The organism is Paraburkholderia sp. SIMBA_054 (assembly GCF_046534875.1).
GTDB lineage: Bacteria > Pseudomonadota > Gammaproteobacteria > Burkholderiales > Burkholderiaceae > Paraburkholderia > Paraburkholderia hospita.
This window is the reverse complement of the sequence record NZ_JAWRXV010000053.1, coordinates 14,368-32,577: the sequence shown is the minus strand read 5'-3', so window position 1 is coordinate 32,577 and position 18,210 is coordinate 14,368. Positions and strand designations below refer to the sequence as shown.

Sequence of the window (18,210 nt, the reverse complement as noted above, 5' to 3'; positions counted from 1 at the left end):
TCGTCGCGAAGAGCGGTGTTTTTCTTTGCAGCGCGCATTTTTGTGGTTCCGTCACACCGCCGGCCTGGCAGGCTGGTTTAATCTCACGGCTATGCGAGCCGCCCGTCAGCCGATGTAGCGGCGTCCTGTCGCGAACTACACACCAACAACAGACGGACTGAACACATGGCATCGACATCGCCCATATTGCCCCGCTGGACGGTCGCAGCGCCCTTCATCGCGTGGATCGTGCTGGGCGCCGCCTACGCGCTGCCCGGCAACGGCCTGCTGACGGCCCTCGCCGCGCTCGCGCTGGCGGGCTCGGTGTTCGCGGGCGTGCATCACGCGGAAGTGGTCGCGCATCGCGTCGGCGAGCCGTTCGGCACGCTGGTGCTGGCCGTGGCCGTGACGGTGATCGAAGTAGCGCTGATCGTATCGGTGATGCTGTCGGCCGGGCCGGAAAAGGCGGGGCTGGCGCGCGACACCGTTTTCGCCGCCGTCATGATCGTGTGCAACGGGATCGTCGGGATCTGCCTGCTGGTGGGCGGATTGCGCCATCGCGAGCAGGACTTCCAGATTCGCGGCGCGAGCGCGGCGCTGGCCGTGCTCGCGTCGCTGTCCGTGCTGTCGCTGGTGATGCCCAACTACACGAGCATCAAACTCGGCCCGGCGCTCAGCGATTCGCAGCTGGCGTTCGCGGGGGTGTCGTCGCTGGTGCTGTACGGCGTGTTCGTGTTTGTGCAGACCGTGCGTCACCGCGACTACTTTCTCACCGAAGCCCATGCCGCCAACGAAGACGCGCACGCCGCCCCGCCCAGTTCGCGCGTCGCGCTGACGAGCGGCGTGTTACTGGTGGTGAGTCTCGTCGCCGTCGTGCTGCTAGCCAAGGTGCTATCGCCCGTCGTCGAGCGCGCGGTGCTCGAAGCGGGCGCGCCAGAAGCCGTGGTCGGTATCGTGATCGCGGCGCTCGTGCTGCTGCCCGAAGGCCTCGCCGCCGTGCGCGCGGCACGCGCCGACCGTCTGCAGACCAGCCTCAACCTCGCGCTCGGCTCGGCGCTCGCGAGCATCGGCTTGACCATCCCCACGGTCGCGCTGGTGTTCATCTGGACGGGCCGCCCGCTGGTGCTCGGCATCGACGGTAAGGACACGGTGCTGCTCATCCTGACGCTTCTGATCAGCACGCTGACGCTCGGCACCGGGCGCACGACGATCCTGCAAGGCGCCGTGCACCTGTCGCTGTTCGCCGCGTATCTGTTTCTCTCGTTCGCGCCCTGAGCGCCGCTCACTGCGCCCAGTGCCGGTCGATCCAGTCGCGAAACAGATTGACCTTCTGCTGATGCGCGACGCTGTCCGGGTACACGAAGTAGTAGCGCGCGCCCGTCGTGAGCACGGTGTCGAACGGCCGCACGAGCCGTTGCGCGGCCACGTCCTCGTCGATCAGCGCGAGATCGCTGATCGCCACGCCGAAGCCTTGTAGCGCCGCGTTCGTGGCGAGATCGAGCGTATCGAAGCTCGGACCGTGGTTCGCGTCGACATCGCGTACATCCACGTATTCGAGCCACATTTTCCAGTCGCGATGATCGCGCGTCGGGTGCAGCAGCGTGTGGCGCGAGAGATCGGCGGCCTTGCCAAGCGGCTTGTCGTGCAGCAACTGGGGCGCGCAGACGGGCGTGAGGCGCTCCTCGAAGAGCGGCACCGCCTGCACGTCCGCGCCCGCTGACGTGCCGTAGACGATCGCGGCATCGAATGGTTCGACCTGGAAGTCGACGTCGTGCTGCCAGGTCGTCGTGATCTGCACATGCAAGTCGGGATACTCGGCCTGGAACTGCATGATTTTGGGCAGTATCCAGCGCATCACGCAGGTCGGCACTTTGAGCGCGAGATCGGTGCGCTGGCGCGTGAGGCGCAGCGAAATCTCTTCGATGCGCGCAAAGCTCTCCTTGACGGCGGGCAGCAGCAGTTCGCCTTCCGCCGTCAGCGTCAGGCCTTTCGCGTGGCGCTTGAAGAGCGGGAACTGATAGTAGTCCTCGAGCGCGAGAATCTGCCGGCTCACGGCACCTTGTGTCAGGCACAGATGCTCCGCCGCGCGCGTGAAGCTGCGATGGCGCGCCACGGTCTCGAAGATCTGCAAAGCGTTCAGGGGCGGAAGTCGTCGCATGAGGGTGGATCGCATCAGGAAAATTCATCGCGCGTGCCGCCTGGTTGCGCGGACACACGCGTGACAATCCCAAAGCATACGCGATCCAAAATTCCCCGGATCCTGCCGCCATGCGTTAGGCTCATGCGCGATCGTTGCCGGGAGAACCCTTACGGCATGAGCGTAATGCATGGCTTCCATGCGCAGATTTCGGTTGTTCCAGGTTTTTTGCATACCTAGAGTGGCTTTCACCATTGTCTCAACATTCAAAAAGGACGCACCGATGACCACCGCCGCTCTCCTTCGCCGCCGCTTCAGCCATGCGTTCGCCTCGCTCGCCTTCGCGGGCGCCGCGCTGTCGGCGTTCGCGCCGCTCGCGCATGCGGACGCGCTCGACACGATCACGAAGGCGGGCGTCGTGCGCGTCGGCGTGTTCATGGACTATCCGCCGTTCGGCTCGATTGGCCCGGACATGAAGCCGCAAGGCTATGACATCGACGTCGCGAACCTGATCGGCAAGTCGCTTGGCGTCAAGGTGGAGCTGGTGGCCGTGACGGGCGACAACCGCATGGCCTATCTCGCCGACCACAAGGCGGACATGCTGCTCTCCGTCGGCCAGACGCCCGAGCGCGAGAAGGTAATCGACTTCTCGCAGCCTTACGCGCCCTACTACCTCGCCGTGTTCGGACCGAAGTCGCTGAAGGTGAAGGACGCGAACGATCTCGCGGGCAAGAGCATTTCGGTTGCGCGCGGCACGCTGGAGGACCTGAGCGTGACGAAGATCGCGCCGCCGTCGGCGAACATCAAACGTTTCGACGATCCGAACGGCGCTATTTCTGCATTTCTTTCTGGTCAGGTACAGTTGATGGTCGTCGGTAACGATGTGGGCGCGACGATACTCGCGCGCCATCCCGCCAATGACCCGGAGCAGAAGTTCTCGCTGTTCAGTTCGCCCGACCACGTCGGCCTGAACAAGAACGAGCCGCGCCTCTTGAAGAAAGTCGACGAGACCATCGCACGTTCCCGCAAGGACGGCACGATGAACGCGATTTCGCAGAAGTGGCTGCGCGCGCCGCTGCCGGAAAACCTCTAAGTCTTTCTTTCGATCAGCCGATGTCACGATGAGCCGCATGCGATGAGTTATACGTTCGATTTCAGCAGTTTCGACATGTATGCGGGGATGCTCGTGAGTGGCGTCGGCGTGACGCTCGGGCTGACGGCCGTATCGACGGTGCTGGGTGGGCTGGTCGGCATTGGTGGCGCGGTGGTGGCCTCGTCCGGGCCGAAATGGGCACGCGGGCTGATCGCGGCGTATGTCGAGGTGATCCGCAACACGCCGTTTCTGGTGCAGTTGTTCTTCGTGTTCTTCGGGCTGCCCAGCCTCGGCATTCATATCGACGAAATCCAGGCCGCCATATTCGCGATGACGGTCAACCTCGGTGCATACGCAATCGAAATCGTGCGCGCCGGCATTGACTCGATTCCGCGTGGACAGATTCAGGCGGCGCAGGCGCTTGGGCTTCAGCAGCGGCAGGTGTTCCGACATGTCGTGTTGCCGCAGGCGGTGGCCAATGTGTTTCCGGCGTTGTTGAGCCAGGTGTTGATCGTGATGCTTGGCTCGGCGGTCGTGTCGCAGATCTCGGTGCCCGATCTGACTTACGCGGCGAACTATATCCAGTCGCGCAACTTCCGTTCGTTCGAGGCGTACTTGATTATTACCGCGACGTATCTGGTGCTGTCGGTTGTGTTGCGGCAAGTGCTGAACCGGCTCGGCAAGGGCCTTTTCGCGGGACGTGCAGCGCGGTCTTCTGATGCTCCGCGCGGGTTGTTGCGCACGCTCTTCGCCATTCGCGGCGCACGCACCGCATCGACGACGGAGCGCTCGTCATGATCGAATTTACGCTTTGGGATATTGCGCGCAATCTGCTGCTCGCGGCGCGGTGGACGGTGTTGTTGTCGTTGATTGCGTTTGTTGGGGGCGGGGTTGTTGGGTTGGTGTTGCTCGCCATGCGCGTGTCTCCTTTGCCCTGGCTCAGGCGTGTTGTCGTGCTTTATGTGGAGTTGTTTCAGGGCACGCCGTTGCTGATGCAGCTTTTCCTCGCGTTTTTTGGCTTGCCGTTGATGGGGGTTGATGTGTCGCCCTGGGTCGCGGCTACTGTTACTTTGACGCTTTATACGAGTGCGTATCTTGCGGATATCTGGCGTGGCTGTGTCGAAGCGGTGCCTCGTGGGCAGTGGGCCGCAGGCGCGAGTCTCGGGATGACTTTTTCTCAGCAGTTGCGGTTTATTGTCTGGCCGCAAGCCTTGAAGATTGCTGTTGCGCCGACTGTTGGGTTTCTTGTGCAGGTTGTTAAGAGCACGGCTCTGACTTCTATTATCGGGTTCACCGAACTCACCAAGACGGGGACCATGATTACTAATGCAGCGTTCAGGCCGTTTCCCATTTATGGCATGGTCGCACTGCTGTACTTTGCGATGTGTTTTCCACTTACGTGGTATGCCCGCGTGTTGGAGCGTAGGCAGAAGATCGCGCAGCAGCGTTAGTGGTTTTTGTCTGCGACTGCTGGGCGGTGGTTTTGGTTTTTCGCTGGCATCCGCGCTATGCCTTCGTGCTTCACGCGTCGCCCCTGTGCGGGGCGGCACCTACTTTTCTTTGCCGCCGCAAAGAAAAGTAGGCAAAAGAAAGCGGCTCACACCGCCAGTTCTAGTTTCTGCCTGAGGGCCCCCAAAGGGTCATACGCTTCACACGGCAATCACGTGACCCATGTACGTTGCCAACGCTCCAAGAGGCGCATCACCCGCTTCAAGCACCCGCGTTGCAGCGTGCCGTGCCGGATATTCCACTGCCGCCCAGGTGGCAAACTGTGTGTAGGCCGTAGTGCCACACACGCCTCACTTCGGACCCGATAGCGCACGCGTTCCACCTTGTAAGAGCGCTAGCGTGTACGCCGCGACAACCTACACACAGTTTGCCACCTGGGCGGCACATACCATTCGCTGACGCCTGCCCGAGTACGGGTATCCGAAGCGGGTGAGGCGTTCATTCGAAGCGTTGGCAACGTACGCAAACAAAGACGCCGCCGTGTGAAGCGTAAGACCGTTTGGGGGCCCTCAGGCAAATACAGGAACTGGCGGTGTGAGCCGCTTTCTTTTGCCTACTTTTCTTTGCGGCGGCAAAGAAAAGTAGGTGCCGCCCCGCACAGGGGCGACGCTTGAAGCACGAAGGCAAAGCGCGGATGCCAACGCAAAGGCAAACCGGCCGAACGGCAACGCATAAGCCACGAAGGCACAACGCGAATGCCAGCGCAAAGACAAACCGACCACCCAGCGTCCGCAGACAAAAACCTTACTGCGTAGCTTTCCTAACCTTAGCCACATCCCCCACGCCAACACCTGGCGCCCCATTATTCCATCCAGCCCGAATAAAAGTAAGCACATCAGCGATCTGCTGATCATTCAGCACAGGCCCATACTTGGGCATAGGATAAGCAGCAGGAACCCCACCAATCACAAGATCGCCAGTGCCATTAAGCGTGACATTGATCAACGAAGAAGCATTCTTCTCCAGCACATTAGGATTCCCCGCCAGCGGCGCCAGCATAGGCGCAAACCCACGCCCATCCACCCCATGACAATGCATGCAGAACGCCGTATAAACCCGCGCACCGGCGTCATTAGCAGGCCGCGTCAGCGACACCTTAGTCGCCTTCGCGTCATACGCATAAGCCGGGCCGCCTGAGCCGCCCGCCGCCGGCAACGACTTCAGATACCGCGACATCGCAGTAACATCGACATCCGTCAGCGCCTGCGTGCTGTTGTTGATGACATCCGTCATCGAACCAAACGCCGACGCATGCTGATTCGCGCCCGTCTTCAAAAACTGCGCAACATCCGCCTCGGACCAGCGGCCCAGACCAACGTTGTGCTCACCCGTCAGATTCGACGCGAACCAGTTGTCGATCGGGCTGCCCGACAGATACAGAGCACCACTTTCATCGAGTGCCTGCTCCTGGAACGCAATGCCACGCGGCGTATGACACGAGCCGCAGTGCCCAAGCCCCTGAATCAGATACGCACCGCGATTCCACGCGACGTCCTTACCCGTCTTGTCCTGGTACACGCCTTTCTCCAGAAAGACTATGTTCCAGAACTTCAGCGGCCAGCGCATGTTCAATGGCCACTTGATGTCCGGCTCGCGGTTTGCCTGCTTGATGGGCGCCACGCCATGCATGAAGTACGTGTAAAGCGCGTGCATGTCGTCGTCGTTGACCTTCGCGTACGACGGATACGGCATCGCCGGATACAGGTTGTGGCCATCCTTCGCGATGCCCTCGCGCATCGCGCGCTTGAAGTCGTCCTCGCTGTACTGGCCAATGCCCGTCTCCGGATCAGGCGTAATGTTGGTCGAGTAGATCGCGCCCATCGGCGTCATCATTTTCAGACCGCCAGTGAATGGCTTGCCGTGCGGCGTAGAGTGACACGCAATACAGTCGCCCGCCTTCGCCAGATATTCTCCACGTGTGACGAGCGCATCGTCGGCCGCGTGAGACAACGTGGGGAGCGCGAATGAAGCGGTAACGGCAGCAGCCAGCGCCAATGCCTTCAATGTCGTTTTCATCGTCGGCCCCTTATGCGTTCATCAACTGGTTGCCGACAGGCAGCTGCCGCAACCGCTTGCCCGTCGCCGCATAGATCGCGTTGGCGATCGCAGGCTGCGCCGCAGCCGTTCCCGGCTCGCCGATGCCGCCCGGCGCTTCGCTGCTCTTCACGATATGCACGTCGATGGTCGGCGTTTCGTTGATGCGCAGAATCCGGTAATCAGTGAAGTTGTTCTGCTGCACGCGGCCGCGATCGATCGTGATCTCGCTGTACAGCGCCGCCGTGATCGCGAAGATAATGCCGCCCTGGATCTGCGCTTCCACCGTGTTCGGGTTGACCACCATCCCGCAATCGACGGCGCACACCACGCGATTCACCCTCACCTCGCCCTGATCGACAGTGACGTCGGCCACCATCGAAAAGAAACTGCCGAACGCGTGCATCACCGACACCCCGCGGCCCTGCCCCTTCGGCAACGTGCTGCCCCAGCCCGCCGCCTGCGTCGCAACGTTCAGCACGTTCAACGCGCGCGGCGATTTGCCGAGCAGGTCGCGCCGATACTTGACGGGATCGGTCTTCGTCTGCGCCGCGAGTTCGTCGATAAAGCTCTCGACGACGAACGTGCCGCGCGTCGGACCCACGCCGCGCCAGAACGCAGTCGGTATCGCGTGCGGCTCCTGGCGCACGTAATCGATGAGCTGATTCGGCAGGTCGTACGGCAGATCGGCAGCCACTTCGACGGCATCGGGATCGACGCCGTTCTTCACGGCAGGCGGCGCGAAACGCGACAGAATCGATGAGCCGACAATGCGATGCTGCCACGCAACCGGTTTGCCGTTCGCGTCGAGCCCCGCCGAAATCTTGTCGTAGTAGTACGGGCGATACATGTCGTGCTGGATGTCTTCCTCGCGCGTCCACGTCACCTTCACGGGCACGTTCAGCTGCTTTGCCACTTTCACAGCCTGCGTGACCATGTCGAATTCGAGCCTGCGTCCGAAGCCGCCGCCGAGCAGGAAGTTGTGCACGACGATCTTGTCCGGCGACAGCCCCGTCACCGTCGCGCCCGCATCGCGCGCCCGCGTCGGCACCTGCGTGCCGACCCAGATCTCGCAGCTATCGGGCTTCACGTGCACCGTGCAGTTGACCGGCTCCATCGTTGCGTGCGCGAGGAACGGCTGCTGATAAACGGCATCGACGCGTGTCTTCGCCTGCGAGAACGCGTTGTTCACATCGCCGTCCTTGCGCGCGACCGCACCGTTGTTCTGCGACGCCTTCTCCATGTCGTCGACGATCGTCTTCATCGACACGGTTGCGCCCGCGCCTTCGTTCCATGTGATCTTCAACGCCGACGCGCCGCGTTTCGCTGCCCACGTGTGATCGCCGATCACGGCAACGCCGTTGTCGATCTTCACGATCTGCCGCACGCCGGGAATCTTCTTCGCAACCGAATCGTCGACGCTCGCGAGCGTCCCGCCGAATACCGGGCAATTGACGATGGCCGCGTAGACCATCTCGGGCAGACGCACGTCGAGGCCGAAGATCGCGCTGCCGTCCACTTTCTCCGGCGAATCGAGACGCTTCGCCGGCGTGCCGATCAGTTTGAAGTCTTTCGGATCCTTCAGCGACACGTTCTGCGGCACGGGCAGCTTCGCGGCGGCATCGACGAGTTGGCCGTAGGCGATGCTGCGTTTCGTGTCTGCATGAATCACCTGGCCGTTCTCGGCATGGCACGACGCCGGGTCCACCTGCCACTGCTGCGCGGCCGCGTTGATCAGCAGCACACGCGTGGTCGCGCCCGCGCGCCGCATCGGTTCCCACGCATAGCGGATCGACGTCGAGCCGCCCGTCAACTGGCCGCCGAGCAGCGGGTCCGTGAAGCGCGTTTCGTCGGGCGGCGCATGGTCGATCGTCACGCTGTCGAGCGGCACTTCGAGTTCTTCCGCGATCAGCATCGGGATCGACGTGTACACGCCTTGCCCCATCTCGACCTTCGGGATGATCAGCGTGACCTTGCCTGCCGTGTCGATCTGCACGAAAGCGTTCGGCGCGAGCACGCCGCTTTGCGGTGTCTCGACACCATCGCCGCCGATCACGGACTTGCGCACATCGCCCTGGCTTTGCGCAGGCATGCTGAAGCCGAGCATCAGGCCGCCGCCCGCCATCGCAGCGACACTCGCACTGAATTTCAAAAACGCACGGCGTGTGACTCGCGCGGCATCATCGCGCGGCTTGCCGTTTTGTGCATCGAGCAATCCTTGCGACATGTCATGCCTCCTTCGCTGCCTGCTTCACAGCAGCGCGGATGCGGTTGTACGTGCCGCAGCGGCAGATATTGCCCGCCATCGCCGCGTCGATGTCGGCGTCGCTCGGATTCGGGTTCTGCGCGAGCAGCGAAGCCGCCTGCATCACCTGTCCGGACTGACAGTAGCCGCACTGCACGACGTCGAGGTGCCGCCACGCCGCCTGCACTTTCTTGCCCGCGGGTGTCTCGCCGACGGCTTCGATCGTCGTGATCTTCTTGTCACCGACGGCCGCGATGGGCAGCACGCACGAGCGCACGGCAACGCCATCCAGATGCACGGTGCAGGCCCCGCATTGCGCGATGCCGCAGCCGAACTTCGTTCCCGTGAGACCGACGATATCGCGCAGCGCCCAGAGCACGGGCATGTCGGGCGGCGCGTCGATGGTATGAGACTGGCCGTTGATGTTCAGCGTTGCCATGAGCGTATCCGTAAGTGGGGGTTTTTGTTTATCCGCCGACGCCCAACAAAATCCGGTCGACAACCGCGCTTTGTTAGACGTGGCGTGCTAATCACGCGAGGCCGGCGAGCGCATGCGCATTGCGTCGATTCGTTGCGCATGCACGTTCGGGGATCGGCTCGACTGATTGTAGAAGGACGTTAAAAAACGTGCGTGCGAAGTGCCTGCGGCGGTCCGGGACAAGCGCGGGCCGCGCAGGCGTGCTTGCTGCAAGGAGAGGAAGGAAGCAACGCGGTCACCGCGTTGCTTCTTCAGAGAACGCGCTCAGTCGTTCACAGGAAGGTACGACGACCGGACGGGAGACGGCGGGAACATGCTCAGGCCCGTCTGTTTCGTGAATGCGTATCGCACGTAGACGGCCGCGACGAACTCGCGGTACTGGTAAGCGTTGCCGAACGACGCCGCCGCGCCCACGGCGAGTTGCGGCGCGAGCTGATATTCGCCAACCGCATCGATCGAGTACGACACGCCCGTCTTGCTCTGGCCAGGATAGACGGCGTCCGGATCGACAACCGTCGAGCCCGCTGCCGCGTTCGCCACCCGGGCGGCGTTGGCTGCCGCGCTCTGATAGGTGCTGTTCGTCGGGAAGTAGTCGGACGCATCCTGACGATAGTGCTGCACGCCGATCGACGCTTTCAGATCGTAGGTGAATGGACCGTTGCGACCGGTGTACTCGATCGGCAGATTCAGAATCGCATATTGCTGCGGGCTGAAATACCCGCCCTGGCCGAACGTGAAGTACGAGAGGTTCTTGTCATAGTGCATCAGCGTCGCATTGACGCCGACGGTCAGCGTCTGGTTCGCGTCTTTCACGAGCCGCGTATAGACGCCGCCACCGCCTTTCACGGCATTGTTCGACGCGACGTTACGGCCCGCCAGATAGTCCCACGACGCATTCGCGTAAAGGCCATTCGTGCCATCGTCCCAGCCGACGTCGCCACGCAACCCGTTCGACGTCACGCCACCCCATTCGAGGTCCATCGCCGTATCGTGCGCGCCCGCGTAGGACACGAGACTGTCGGTGACCGCGCGGCGCGCGCCCGTCAATTTATACGACACCTTGTCGGTGATGTTGCCGCGATACTGCAGTCCACCCACGATGTTCTGCTCGCGGAAACCCCACGGGGTCGCTCCGATATCCGCCTTCAGTCCGCGCCACTCATAGCCGACATCCGCGCCGACGCCACTCGCCGTCTGCGAACCGGGCAGCACCGTGCTGGTGCCGAAAGCCTGGGACGAACCGAAACGCGACAGCGTGTTCACGCTGTTGCTCGGCGTGCCCGCATCGAGGCTGACGGGCGTGACCTCGATGGTCACGTGGCCGTCGCCCGCGCGGATGCGGCCTTGCAGCGGCGCTTCGATATCGGTCAGATTCGACAGGCCGTTTTCGCCGTCGCGATTGCGGAACTGGATGCCGCCACTCACCGTGCTGGTCTGCTCGCGGTTGATCTGCGCGAGTTCTTCCTCGACGGTCAGCGGCTGCGGCTGCGCCGGCTTCGGATATTGCCGGTTCTGCTCGTCCTGCATCTGCGTGTTGCGTGTTGGATAAGGCGCGGGCGGTTGCGGAACGTACGGCACGAGTCCGTAGCCCTGGTTCGTGTAGCCCTGCTGCGCATACGCCTGCTGCGGCGGTTGCGGCTGGTAAGGCTGCTGATACGCCTGCTGCTGCGGATACGGCTGTTGCGCGTACGTGCGCTGCTGTGGATACGGCTGTTGTGGATAAGGTTGCTGCGGATAAGCCTGCTGCTGCGGATAAGGTTGCGCGTAACCCTGTTGCGGTGCGCCGCCCGGCGGATAGCCGCCCTGCTGCTGCGCATACGCCGCATTGTTGTTCGTCGTACGCGCGCTCTTCGTCGTCCGCTTCTTCGACGCCGGCTGCGCGTTCATTCCCTGTGTCGCCTGCGCCTGCGCGGCGGCCTGCGACTGAGGCGACATCGGCCACGGTGTGCTGATGTCAGCCGGTTGCGCGTACACCGGTTGCTGATATTGCTGCGGATAAGGCTGCTGGTACGTTTGCGCCGGCGGCGCATACGTGCCCTGCTGTGCATAGCCTTGCGCCGGATACGCCTGGCCCGGCGCGAGCCCGCCGCCCGATTGCGACGAACCGTATTGATCGGGGCCGTAGCCGTCTTCGTCCGGCGTTCCGTTGCCCGTCACTGCGGCTTGCGGCGCGAGCGTTTCCAGCGAGTTGATCTGCGAGGCCGGCTGCGGCTGCGGCGCGACGTACGGCGCATAAGGCGCGCTGACCGGCTGCGTCGGCGGAATATAGACAGGCATGGCTGGCATCGGAGGCGGTTGGGTCGTGAGACCGGTATTCTGCGTGGGGAACGGCACACTGTTCGACGCATCCGCCGACGCCGGGTTCGCAAAAGGATTCGTGCCAGGCAACGGAATCGGCCCTCTCGGGCGCAACGGCACATCCCAGCCGCTCGGCACGGACTGACCATTGGCGCCCGCCGCCGTCGCGCCGGGGCGCGCAAGCGGCGCGTTCTGCGCAATCAGCGCACGCTGGAAATACTGTGCGGCCAGACTGTTCCTGCCCTGCGCACGGTACATGCGGCCCATCGCGGCGAGCGCATCCGGATTGTTCGGCGCGATGCGCAACGCCTGTTTCAACGTCGATTCGGCGAAGTCGAACTTGCGGATCTGCGTCGCCGCGCCTGCCGCATTGAGCAGCAGGCCCATGTCGGTCGGATTCTGCGCGAGCGCGAGACGATACGTCGCGAGCGCATTCGCGTTGTCGTTGTTCGCGGTGTACAGACGCGCGAGCGCCGCGAGAATATCGGGATCGTTCGGCCGCGCGGCAAGCCACGGCGACAGCACGTCGAACGCGCTCGCCAGGTCGTTCGCCTGACGCAGCGCATCCGTGCGGCGCACGACGATCGCCACGTTGATCTTCTCGAAGTCGCTGCGTTGCTGGCCCGTCAGCTGCATCGATGCGAGCCGCCGCATCACCTCGCCCAGTTCGATGCCCTGGCCCGCGTTCAGCAGAATGCCCGCGTCGGTGAGCAGCAGCCCCGGATCGTTCGGCGCACGCGCGACGGCGCTGCGCACCATCATCAGCGCGCGCGGCGTGTCGCCCGTGTTCACATAGGCCGACGCGATCGCGCCGATCAGCTCGGCATTCGTGCCCGCCACGGGTTCCGCGTTCTGCAGCAATCCGCGCGCCTGCGCGACGCGCCCGCTCTTCGCGAGCGCTACCGCTTCGTCGCACTGCTGATGAACCCACAGCCGATGCTGAAGCACCGCCATCGCATCGGTGCGTTTGTTGAGCGGGATGTGTTCGAGTTGCGACAGACCGTAGCGCCAGTCCTGCATGTCCGCCGCGAGCAGCGCGCTCGCATAGAACGCGTCGGGCATGTCCGGATGCAGCGCGATCAGGCCATCCATGATGCTCTTCGCATTGGCATACGCGCCCTGCTTCGCGTAGATGCGCGCGAGGTCGAGCCGCAACCACGGATCGTCGGGATTGCTCAGCAGCGCGTCTTCGAACAGGCTACGCGCATTGCCCAGATCGCCGCGCGCTTCGGCGGCACGGGCCTGCGCCGCTTGCGCCTCGCCGCGCAGACGGTCCGCGCCGCCCACTTTCTTGCGCTGCTCGTCCGTCAACTGGTTCGCGAAGCTGAGCGCTTCGTCGCCGCGTCCCTGCGCGGCGAGCGCGCCGACGAGGCCACGTATCGCATCGGGATTGTCCGCCTGGCGGCGCAACGCCATCCGGAACGCCGCTTCCGCGCCGCGCGGGTCGCCGCTTTGCATCAGCAGATCGCCGAGCGCGGTTTGCGCCGTGACGTCGCCGGGACTCACGGCAATCGCTTTCTCGAACGACGCCTTCGCTTGCGCGAGATTACCGTTGCTCTGCTCGCCGAGACCCTCGCTCGTGTACATCCAGTAGGTCGCGCTATTGAGCGCCTCGCGCCAGCGCGCCGCGCCGCCCGCCTGCGATGCGCGCAGCAGATAATCGCGCGCCTGCGCAAACTGCTCCTGCTTGAGCTGCGCGACGCCCATGCCGCCGAGCGCGTCGCCGTCGTTCGGCGCACTGGCGAGCACCGACGTGAATCGCACCTTCGCCGTCACGAGATCGCCGCGATCCAGCGCTGCGAAGCCTTCAGCGATCGTGCGGCCGCGCGAGTCGGCGCCCGCGTTCTGTTGCGCGCGCTCGCTTGCGCGCCGGTCTTGTTCCGCAATCGAGTCGGCGCGTGCCTTGACGGCGGCATCATCGGGGACGGCAGACAGATACGCCTGAAAGAGCGGTGCATCGGATGCGCGCACGCCAAGCCACAACAGCGCCTGGCGCCAGGCCGCCTTCGCCTGCGCGCCGACCACGGAATCCTTCGACAACTGCGCAAGCTGCTCGATGCCCTCGCGCCGATTCGCTTCGCGATACGTTAGATGCTGCGCATAGGCGAGCGCGAAGCGCGGATCGTCGGGATGCTCGCGCGCCAGCTGCTCCAGCCCGCGACGTGCCTCTTCCCAGCCTTGCGGCGACGAACCGAGCGTCTGGTAGTACTCCAGCGCGAGCTGCGGATTGGTCGGCTTCGAGCCGAGCGCCTGCCGGTAAGCCTGCGCCGCCGACGCCTGCTGCCCGGCCTGCGCGAGACGCCGCGCGTCGTTGACGGCCTGATCGGTCGGGCTCGACTGACCGAGACGCCGCGCGAGTTCGTCGATGTTCGGATAGTTCGGCGCGGCCTGGCGCAAGCGCGCGAGATACTGCTGCGCACCCGCGCCGTCCTTGCGGTCGGCCATCACGATGCCCATGCCGTACAGCGCGTCGGGCTGCTTCGGATCGATGCGCAACACCTTCAGCCATGCCTGCTCGGCGAGATCGCCGCGCTTGTGGGACTGCCAGTACTTGCCCTGATCGATCAGGACGCTCATCGGGTCGTTCGGCTGCGCCTGCGCGAATGCCGACGCCGCCGCGCCCGCGCCGAGCGTGAGTGCGACGCCGATCACGAGCGCGCGTTGGCGGATTGGCATGAGTTCTCCCAACGCGGCACGAGACGGCCGTTTTCATCGAAGCGGTAGCGGCCGTCTGCGGACCCTGTACCGAAGAGCATCAACACCTCGTCGTAATAGACAGGCTGGTTTTGAGTGGCCTGGCCTGCGCCTGGCGCGGGCGCGGGTGTCGGTGTGGCGAGCGAGGCCAGATGCGTTTGCGCGAGCCCCGCCGCGCGCGTGTCGCCGAGCGCGCGGAAATACGGCAGCAGCGCGCCCCAGAAACCGATCGGGCCTTCGCCGCTCGCGTTGCCCGTGGTCGTCGCGACCTTCTCGGGCGGCACGCCCGTTTGCGCGATCCGGTCGCGCATGCCGTGCAATGCGGCGAGCCACGGCTTCGCGAGTGGATCGGCGGGCGCAGTCAGGCCTGCCCACAGATAGACGCGAATCGCGTCGTAGCTGCCCACGTCGCCCTTTTGCGGATCGACGATGAATTGGCCATCGCGCTGCCCGTCACGATAAGCGGCCCAGTCCGGCGCGAAGCCCAGCGGCGCAGTCGTCTTGACGAGCTTGAACGCATTGTCCGCGACGCGCGCCCACGGCCCGTTCGGCGACTGCGCGGCGAGCGCGCGCAGTAGCGGCAACGGCAGATAGCTCGGATTCAGGCGCGTCGTGCCGCCGTTGCGGAAGCCTTGCGGACCGGGCAGCAGCATCGGACCGAGGCCGCGCAGATCGGCGACTTCCTGCTTCTCGATTTGCGTGACGAGCGCATACGCGAGCTTCGTGTACGCCGGCTCATGCCACAGACGGCCCGCCTCGAACAGATCGTAGGCAATCCACAGGTCCGAGTCCGCCGCCGAGTTCGGGTCGAGCACGCCATACGCGCCATCCGGCTTCTTGCCCCACTGCCACGAAGGCAGCTTCACGTCGTCGCCGTCGAAACGTCCCGCCGACAGATTCGCGCGCGTCCAGCGCAACACGCGCTCGAAGGTCGCGCGGTCGTTCGCGACGAGCGCGAAGAACATGCCGTAGGACTGGCCTTCCGACGTGGTCTGCTGCGTGGGCGTCGAGAAATCGACAACGCGTCCGTCCTGCTGCACGAAGCGCGACACGAACGCGCGATATGCGGACCAGTCGTCGCACGTCGCGGCTTGCACGTGGCCCGTCATGCCAACCATGACAACCGCGCACGCGAGCGCGGCGTGCCATGGGCGTGAGAGAAACGACGCCTGCATGTCAATCCTTCAGCCGGCGCGCAGCGACCGCGCGCAACAGCCGGTAGAACACAGCCGCGATGATCAGCGCCGCGATCAGCCCGGCGAGCAGCAACAGCAGCGGATGCACGGACAACGCCCAACGCATGTACTCGACGGGCGACAGGTGGCCGACGTAATACACGTCGCCGTTCGACACCACTTCGAGCGTTCTGCCGCGCACCACGGTCAAACCGCCCTGGATCGACTGGACGAGATCGGCGTCGAGCATCGCGTTGGTCAGATCAGTGTCCGACTGCCCGGGCGCCGAGATCAGCGCGACTACGCTACGGCCTTTTTCGAGCGGCGACTGGAAGCCGGTGATGATCGCGTCGCCCGACGAATTCACCAGCGACAAGTCCGCGCGCCCCGCCGTACGCACGCCGCCGCGATCGCCGTGCCACCAGTTGGCGATGCGGAACGACACGTTCGAGAACTGCATGCGGCGCGAGTCGTCGGCGGCGGAGAACGGCATGTCCTTTTCCCATGTCGTCAGCAACGGCTGCTGGCCGGGCGCGCCGATCAGGAGCAGGTCCTTGTCGGCGAGACGCTCCACGTCGGCAGCCGTCGCGACGGTCACGGCTGTGACGGGATACGCCGTCGACGCGCCCATGCGTCCCATCACCGTCAGATACAGGCTGTAGTCGCTCGGGTTCGCGTTCACGGGCAGGATCACGGCCGTCTGCGACAGGTCGGCGAGCTTCGTGAACGGCCAGCCGCTGTTTGCGAACGCGGCCAGATCGGGCAGCGCCATGTAGTGCGGGAACGATGACAGATCGATGGTCGAATCGGGATCGATCTCGCCGCGCACGTTGTCGAGCACCTGCCCCTGGCATTCGCCCGTCTTCGGCATGTCGTAATAGAAGTGGAAGCGCAACTGCGCCTGCGACGCGAGCAGATGCGGCGGAATGTAGATCTCTTTCGACGCGGGCGCCGTGTGGTCGGGCAGCATCCGGTTCAGATAGCGGCCGAGATCGAGCATCGACGACGACTGCGCGGGAATCCGCAGCGCCTGCACGAAGTTGTTGTTGACGCTGATGTTGAGCGTCGAACGGTCCGGCGCGGGGCGCACGGTGAATCGGTAGCGCAGGTCGATGGGTACGCCCTTGGTGCGCCACGTGAACAGATCGGGCGCGACGCGCAGATCCACGCGCACGACGTCGCCGTTATAGCCTCGCACGGACAGATCCTTCGGCACGGCCAGTTCGCCGAAGCGCACCGGGCGATCGGTCGGCAGCCAGCCTGGCGCGTCATACGGCTGACGCGCGCGCGGGGCGTCGACGTGCGTGATGGTCTGCACGGTACCCGACAGTGCCGCCTCGCCGAGCGACAGCGCGTTCGCCGCAATCTTCAGCTCGCGCGCGTCGCGGCCCAGCACGAGCAGCAGCTTGCCGTGCGCGGGCGCTTCGCGATCCACGACCGCGAGCATTGGCCCGTTGATGGCGGGCAGCGTGACGCCCGCAGGCCGTTCGTCGTTGGTCGCGAACACGACGGCATTGCCCGACAGCGGCGCATTGTCGAGTTGCGCGGGAAACAGCGCGCCCCGATAGCCGGCCAGCGAGCCGAACCACGACGCGACCGCGCCCGCCGCTTCGAGCGCTTGCGGCGAAGGCTTGGCGGCGAACACGAACGGCAGTTCGAGGCGGCGGATGTCGCGCCGGTCGAAGAACGGCAGCGGCAGCGCGCCGAGATCAGGCTTGGCTGTAAGCGACGCGAACGTCAGATCGAGCGTGCTCGCGTTGCTAACGGTCGCCCATAGCGCGCTGCTCGCCGGGTCTTCACAGCCCTGCGTGTAATGGCCGATCAGCTGGACGTTCAGGTGATTGAACTCGGTGATCAGGCGCGGCTCGAGCGGAATATCGCGCGCGAGCAGCGTGCCCGCCTGCTCGCGCGGCAACGGCAGCGTCGCCGCGACTTCGCCGTTCACGAGCACTTTCAGGTGCGACAGGTTCGACAGCAGCGACGGCGAGTAGCTATAGATCAGATGCAGGTTCGCGCCCGTCACGACTTCATCGGCGCGCACCGAGAACGGCACGCCGTTCTGGCCGTCGACGCCGCGCAGTTGCAGCGGATCGAGCGCGCCCAGCTGCGCGAACGTGAAGGTCTGACGGCGTCCGCCCGACACGGCTGTGCCGTTGTCGGCCGTGGTCGGCATCGTGTCGCGGCCGCCGCGCACGACGGCAAAGGGTTGCGGCGCCGGCTCGGCGAACGCGGGCTGCTGCCCCGCGCGCGGATCGACGGGCTTCGCGGACGGCAGCGGCGGCAAGCCGTTGTTAGCGGGCGCGGACGGCACGAGCGGCGTCGTGCCGGGCGTCGTTCCCGGCTTCGCCGCGAGTTCGGCGCGCGTGGCGGGAATCGCGCCCGGTGAGGTGGAAGGCGCGGCATCGGATGCGGCCTGCACGGTCGGCAGCGTCATCGCAAACAGCAACGCGGCCAGCGTCGCGCGCAGCGGCAAGCGCAAGCCGTTGCGCGTCAGCGAACGCACGGTTCGACGCAAACCCGCCCGCTTCGTCGCTGAACGAGCGGCGTCGTATCGCAAGATCCCCATAC

11 protein-coding genes are annotated in these 18,210 nt (G+C 64.6%); 4 read left to right on the top strand and 7 right to left on the bottom strand.

Going from position 1 to position 18,210, the window contains the following annotated elements; all coding sequences use genetic code 11:
• Positions 1–165: 165 nt before the first annotated feature.
• Positions 166–1,254, top strand: a complete 1,089-nt coding sequence (locus tag SB822_RS41465; protein ID WP_007579110.1) for a calcium:proton antiporter — start codon at positions 166–168, stop codon at positions 1,252–1,254.
• 7 nt (positions 1,255–1,261) lie between these two features.
• Here SB822_RS41465 and SB822_RS41460 read toward each other — a convergent pair whose 3' ends face one another.
• On the bottom strand, positions 1,262–2,137 hold the full coding sequence (locus SB822_RS41460) for a LysR substrate-binding domain-containing protein (RefSeq protein WP_086918390.1): 876 nt from the start codon (positions 2,135–2,137) through the stop codon (positions 1,262–1,264).
• A gap of 262 nt (positions 2,138–2,399) precedes the next feature.
• Between SB822_RS41460 and SB822_RS41455 the strand changes: the two genes are divergently transcribed.
• The 3 genes from SB822_RS41455 to SB822_RS41445 are packed head-to-tail and all read left to right on the top strand — an operon-like array spanning position 2,400 to position 4,660.
• Positions 2,400–3,209 carry a transporter substrate-binding domain-containing protein gene (locus tag SB822_RS41455; protein WP_007579112.1) on the top strand — a complete coding sequence of 270 codons (810 nt, stop codon included), beginning with the start codon at positions 2,400–2,402 and terminating at the stop codon, positions 3,207–3,209.
• A 42-nt stretch (positions 3,210–3,251) separates the two neighbouring features.
• Complete coding sequence (locus SB822_RS41450; protein ID WP_007579113.1) at positions 3,252–4,007, top strand: amino acid ABC transporter permease; 756 nt, start codon at positions 3,252–3,254, stop codon at positions 4,005–4,007.
• Positions 4,004–4,660, top strand: a complete 657-nt coding sequence (locus SB822_RS41445; RefSeq protein ID WP_007579114.1) for an amino acid ABC transporter permease — start codon at positions 4,004–4,006, stop codon at positions 4,658–4,660. Before SB822_RS41450 ends, SB822_RS41445 begins: the two co-directional genes overlap by 4 nt.
• Positions 4,661–5,462: 802 nt before the next feature.
• Here the strand turns inward: SB822_RS41445 and SB822_RS41440 are convergent.
• The 6 genes from SB822_RS41440 to bcsB form a co-directional block, all read right to left on the bottom strand.
• Positions 5,463–6,734, bottom strand: a complete 1,272-nt coding sequence (locus SB822_RS41440; RefSeq protein ID WP_410857429.1) for a c-type cytochrome — start codon at positions 6,732–6,734, stop codon at positions 5,463–5,465.
• A 10-nt stretch (positions 6,735–6,744) separates the two neighbouring features.
• Entirely contained in the window at positions 6,745–8,979 is a 2,235-nt protein-coding gene (locus SB822_RS41435; RefSeq protein WP_410857428.1) for a molybdopterin cofactor-binding domain-containing protein, read from the bottom strand.
• Between the two features lies 1 nt (position 8,980).
• Positions 8,981–9,436, bottom strand: a complete 456-nt coding sequence (locus tag SB822_RS41430; protein WP_410857427.1) for a (2Fe-2S)-binding protein — start codon at positions 9,434–9,436, stop codon at positions 8,981–8,983.
• Positions 9,437–9,739: 303 nt separating this feature from the next.
• Positions 9,740–14,449, bottom strand: coding sequence for a cellulose synthase subunit BcsC-related outer membrane protein (locus SB822_RS41425; RefSeq protein ID WP_410857426.1), 4,710 nt, complete (start codon positions 14,447–14,449; stop codon positions 9,740–9,742).
• On the bottom strand, positions 14,422–15,642 hold the full coding sequence (gene bcsZ / locus SB822_RS41420; RefSeq protein WP_007579119.1) for a cellulose synthase complex periplasmic endoglucanase BcsZ: 1,221 nt from the start codon (positions 15,640–15,642) through the stop codon (positions 14,422–14,424). Before bcsZ ends, SB822_RS41425 begins: the two co-directional genes overlap by 28 nt.
• Position 15,643: 1 nt before the next feature.
• Positions 15,644–18,208: a cellulose biosynthesis cyclic di-GMP-binding regulatory protein BcsB gene (gene bcsB / locus SB822_RS41415; protein WP_410857425.1), complete on the bottom strand. Its 2,565-nt coding sequence runs from the start codon at positions 18,206–18,208 to the stop codon at positions 15,644–15,646.
• Between the last annotated feature and the right edge of the window lie 2 nt (positions 18,209–18,210).

Bases quoted from the DNA above. Each gene is read 5' to 3' on its own strand.
- SB822_RS41460 (WP_086918390.1), bottom strand. From the start codon at position 2,137: ATGCGACGACTTCCGCCCCTGAACGCTTTGCAGATCTTCGAGACCGTG.
- SB822_RS41430 (WP_410857427.1), bottom strand. From the start codon at position 9,436: ATGGCAACGCTGAACATCAACGGCCAGTCTCATACCATCGACGCGCCG.
- SB822_RS41445 (WP_007579114.1), top strand. From the start codon at position 4,004: ATGATCGAATTTACGCTTTGGGATATTGCGCGCAATCTGCTGCTCGCG.
- SB822_RS41455 (WP_007579112.1), top strand. From the start codon at position 2,400: ATGACCACCGCCGCTCTCCTTCGCCGCCGCTTCAGCCATGCGTTCGCC.
- SB822_RS41435 (WP_410857428.1), bottom strand. From the start codon at position 8,979: ATGTCGCAAGGATTGCTCGATGCACAAAACGGCAAGCCGCGCGATGAT.
- bcsB (WP_410857425.1), bottom strand. From the start codon at position 18,208: ATGGGGATCTTGCGATACGACGCCGCTCGTTCAGCGACGAAGCGGGCG.
- SB822_RS41465 (WP_007579110.1), top strand. From the start codon at position 166: ATGGCATCGACATCGCCCATATTGCCCCGCTGGACGGTCGCAGCGCCC.
- SB822_RS41440 (WP_410857429.1), bottom strand. From the start codon at position 6,734: ATGAAAACGACATTGAAGGCATTGGCGCTGGCTGCTGCCGTTACCGCT.
- SB822_RS41450 (WP_007579113.1), top strand. From the start codon at position 3,252: ATGAGTTATACGTTCGATTTCAGCAGTTTCGACATGTATGCGGGGATG.
- bcsZ (WP_007579119.1), bottom strand. From the start codon at position 15,642: ATGCAGGCGTCGTTTCTCTCACGCCCATGGCACGCCGCGCTCGCGTGC.
- SB822_RS41425 (WP_410857426.1), bottom strand. From the start codon at position 14,449: ATGCCAATCCGCCAACGCGCGCTCGTGATCGGCGTCGCACTCACGCTC.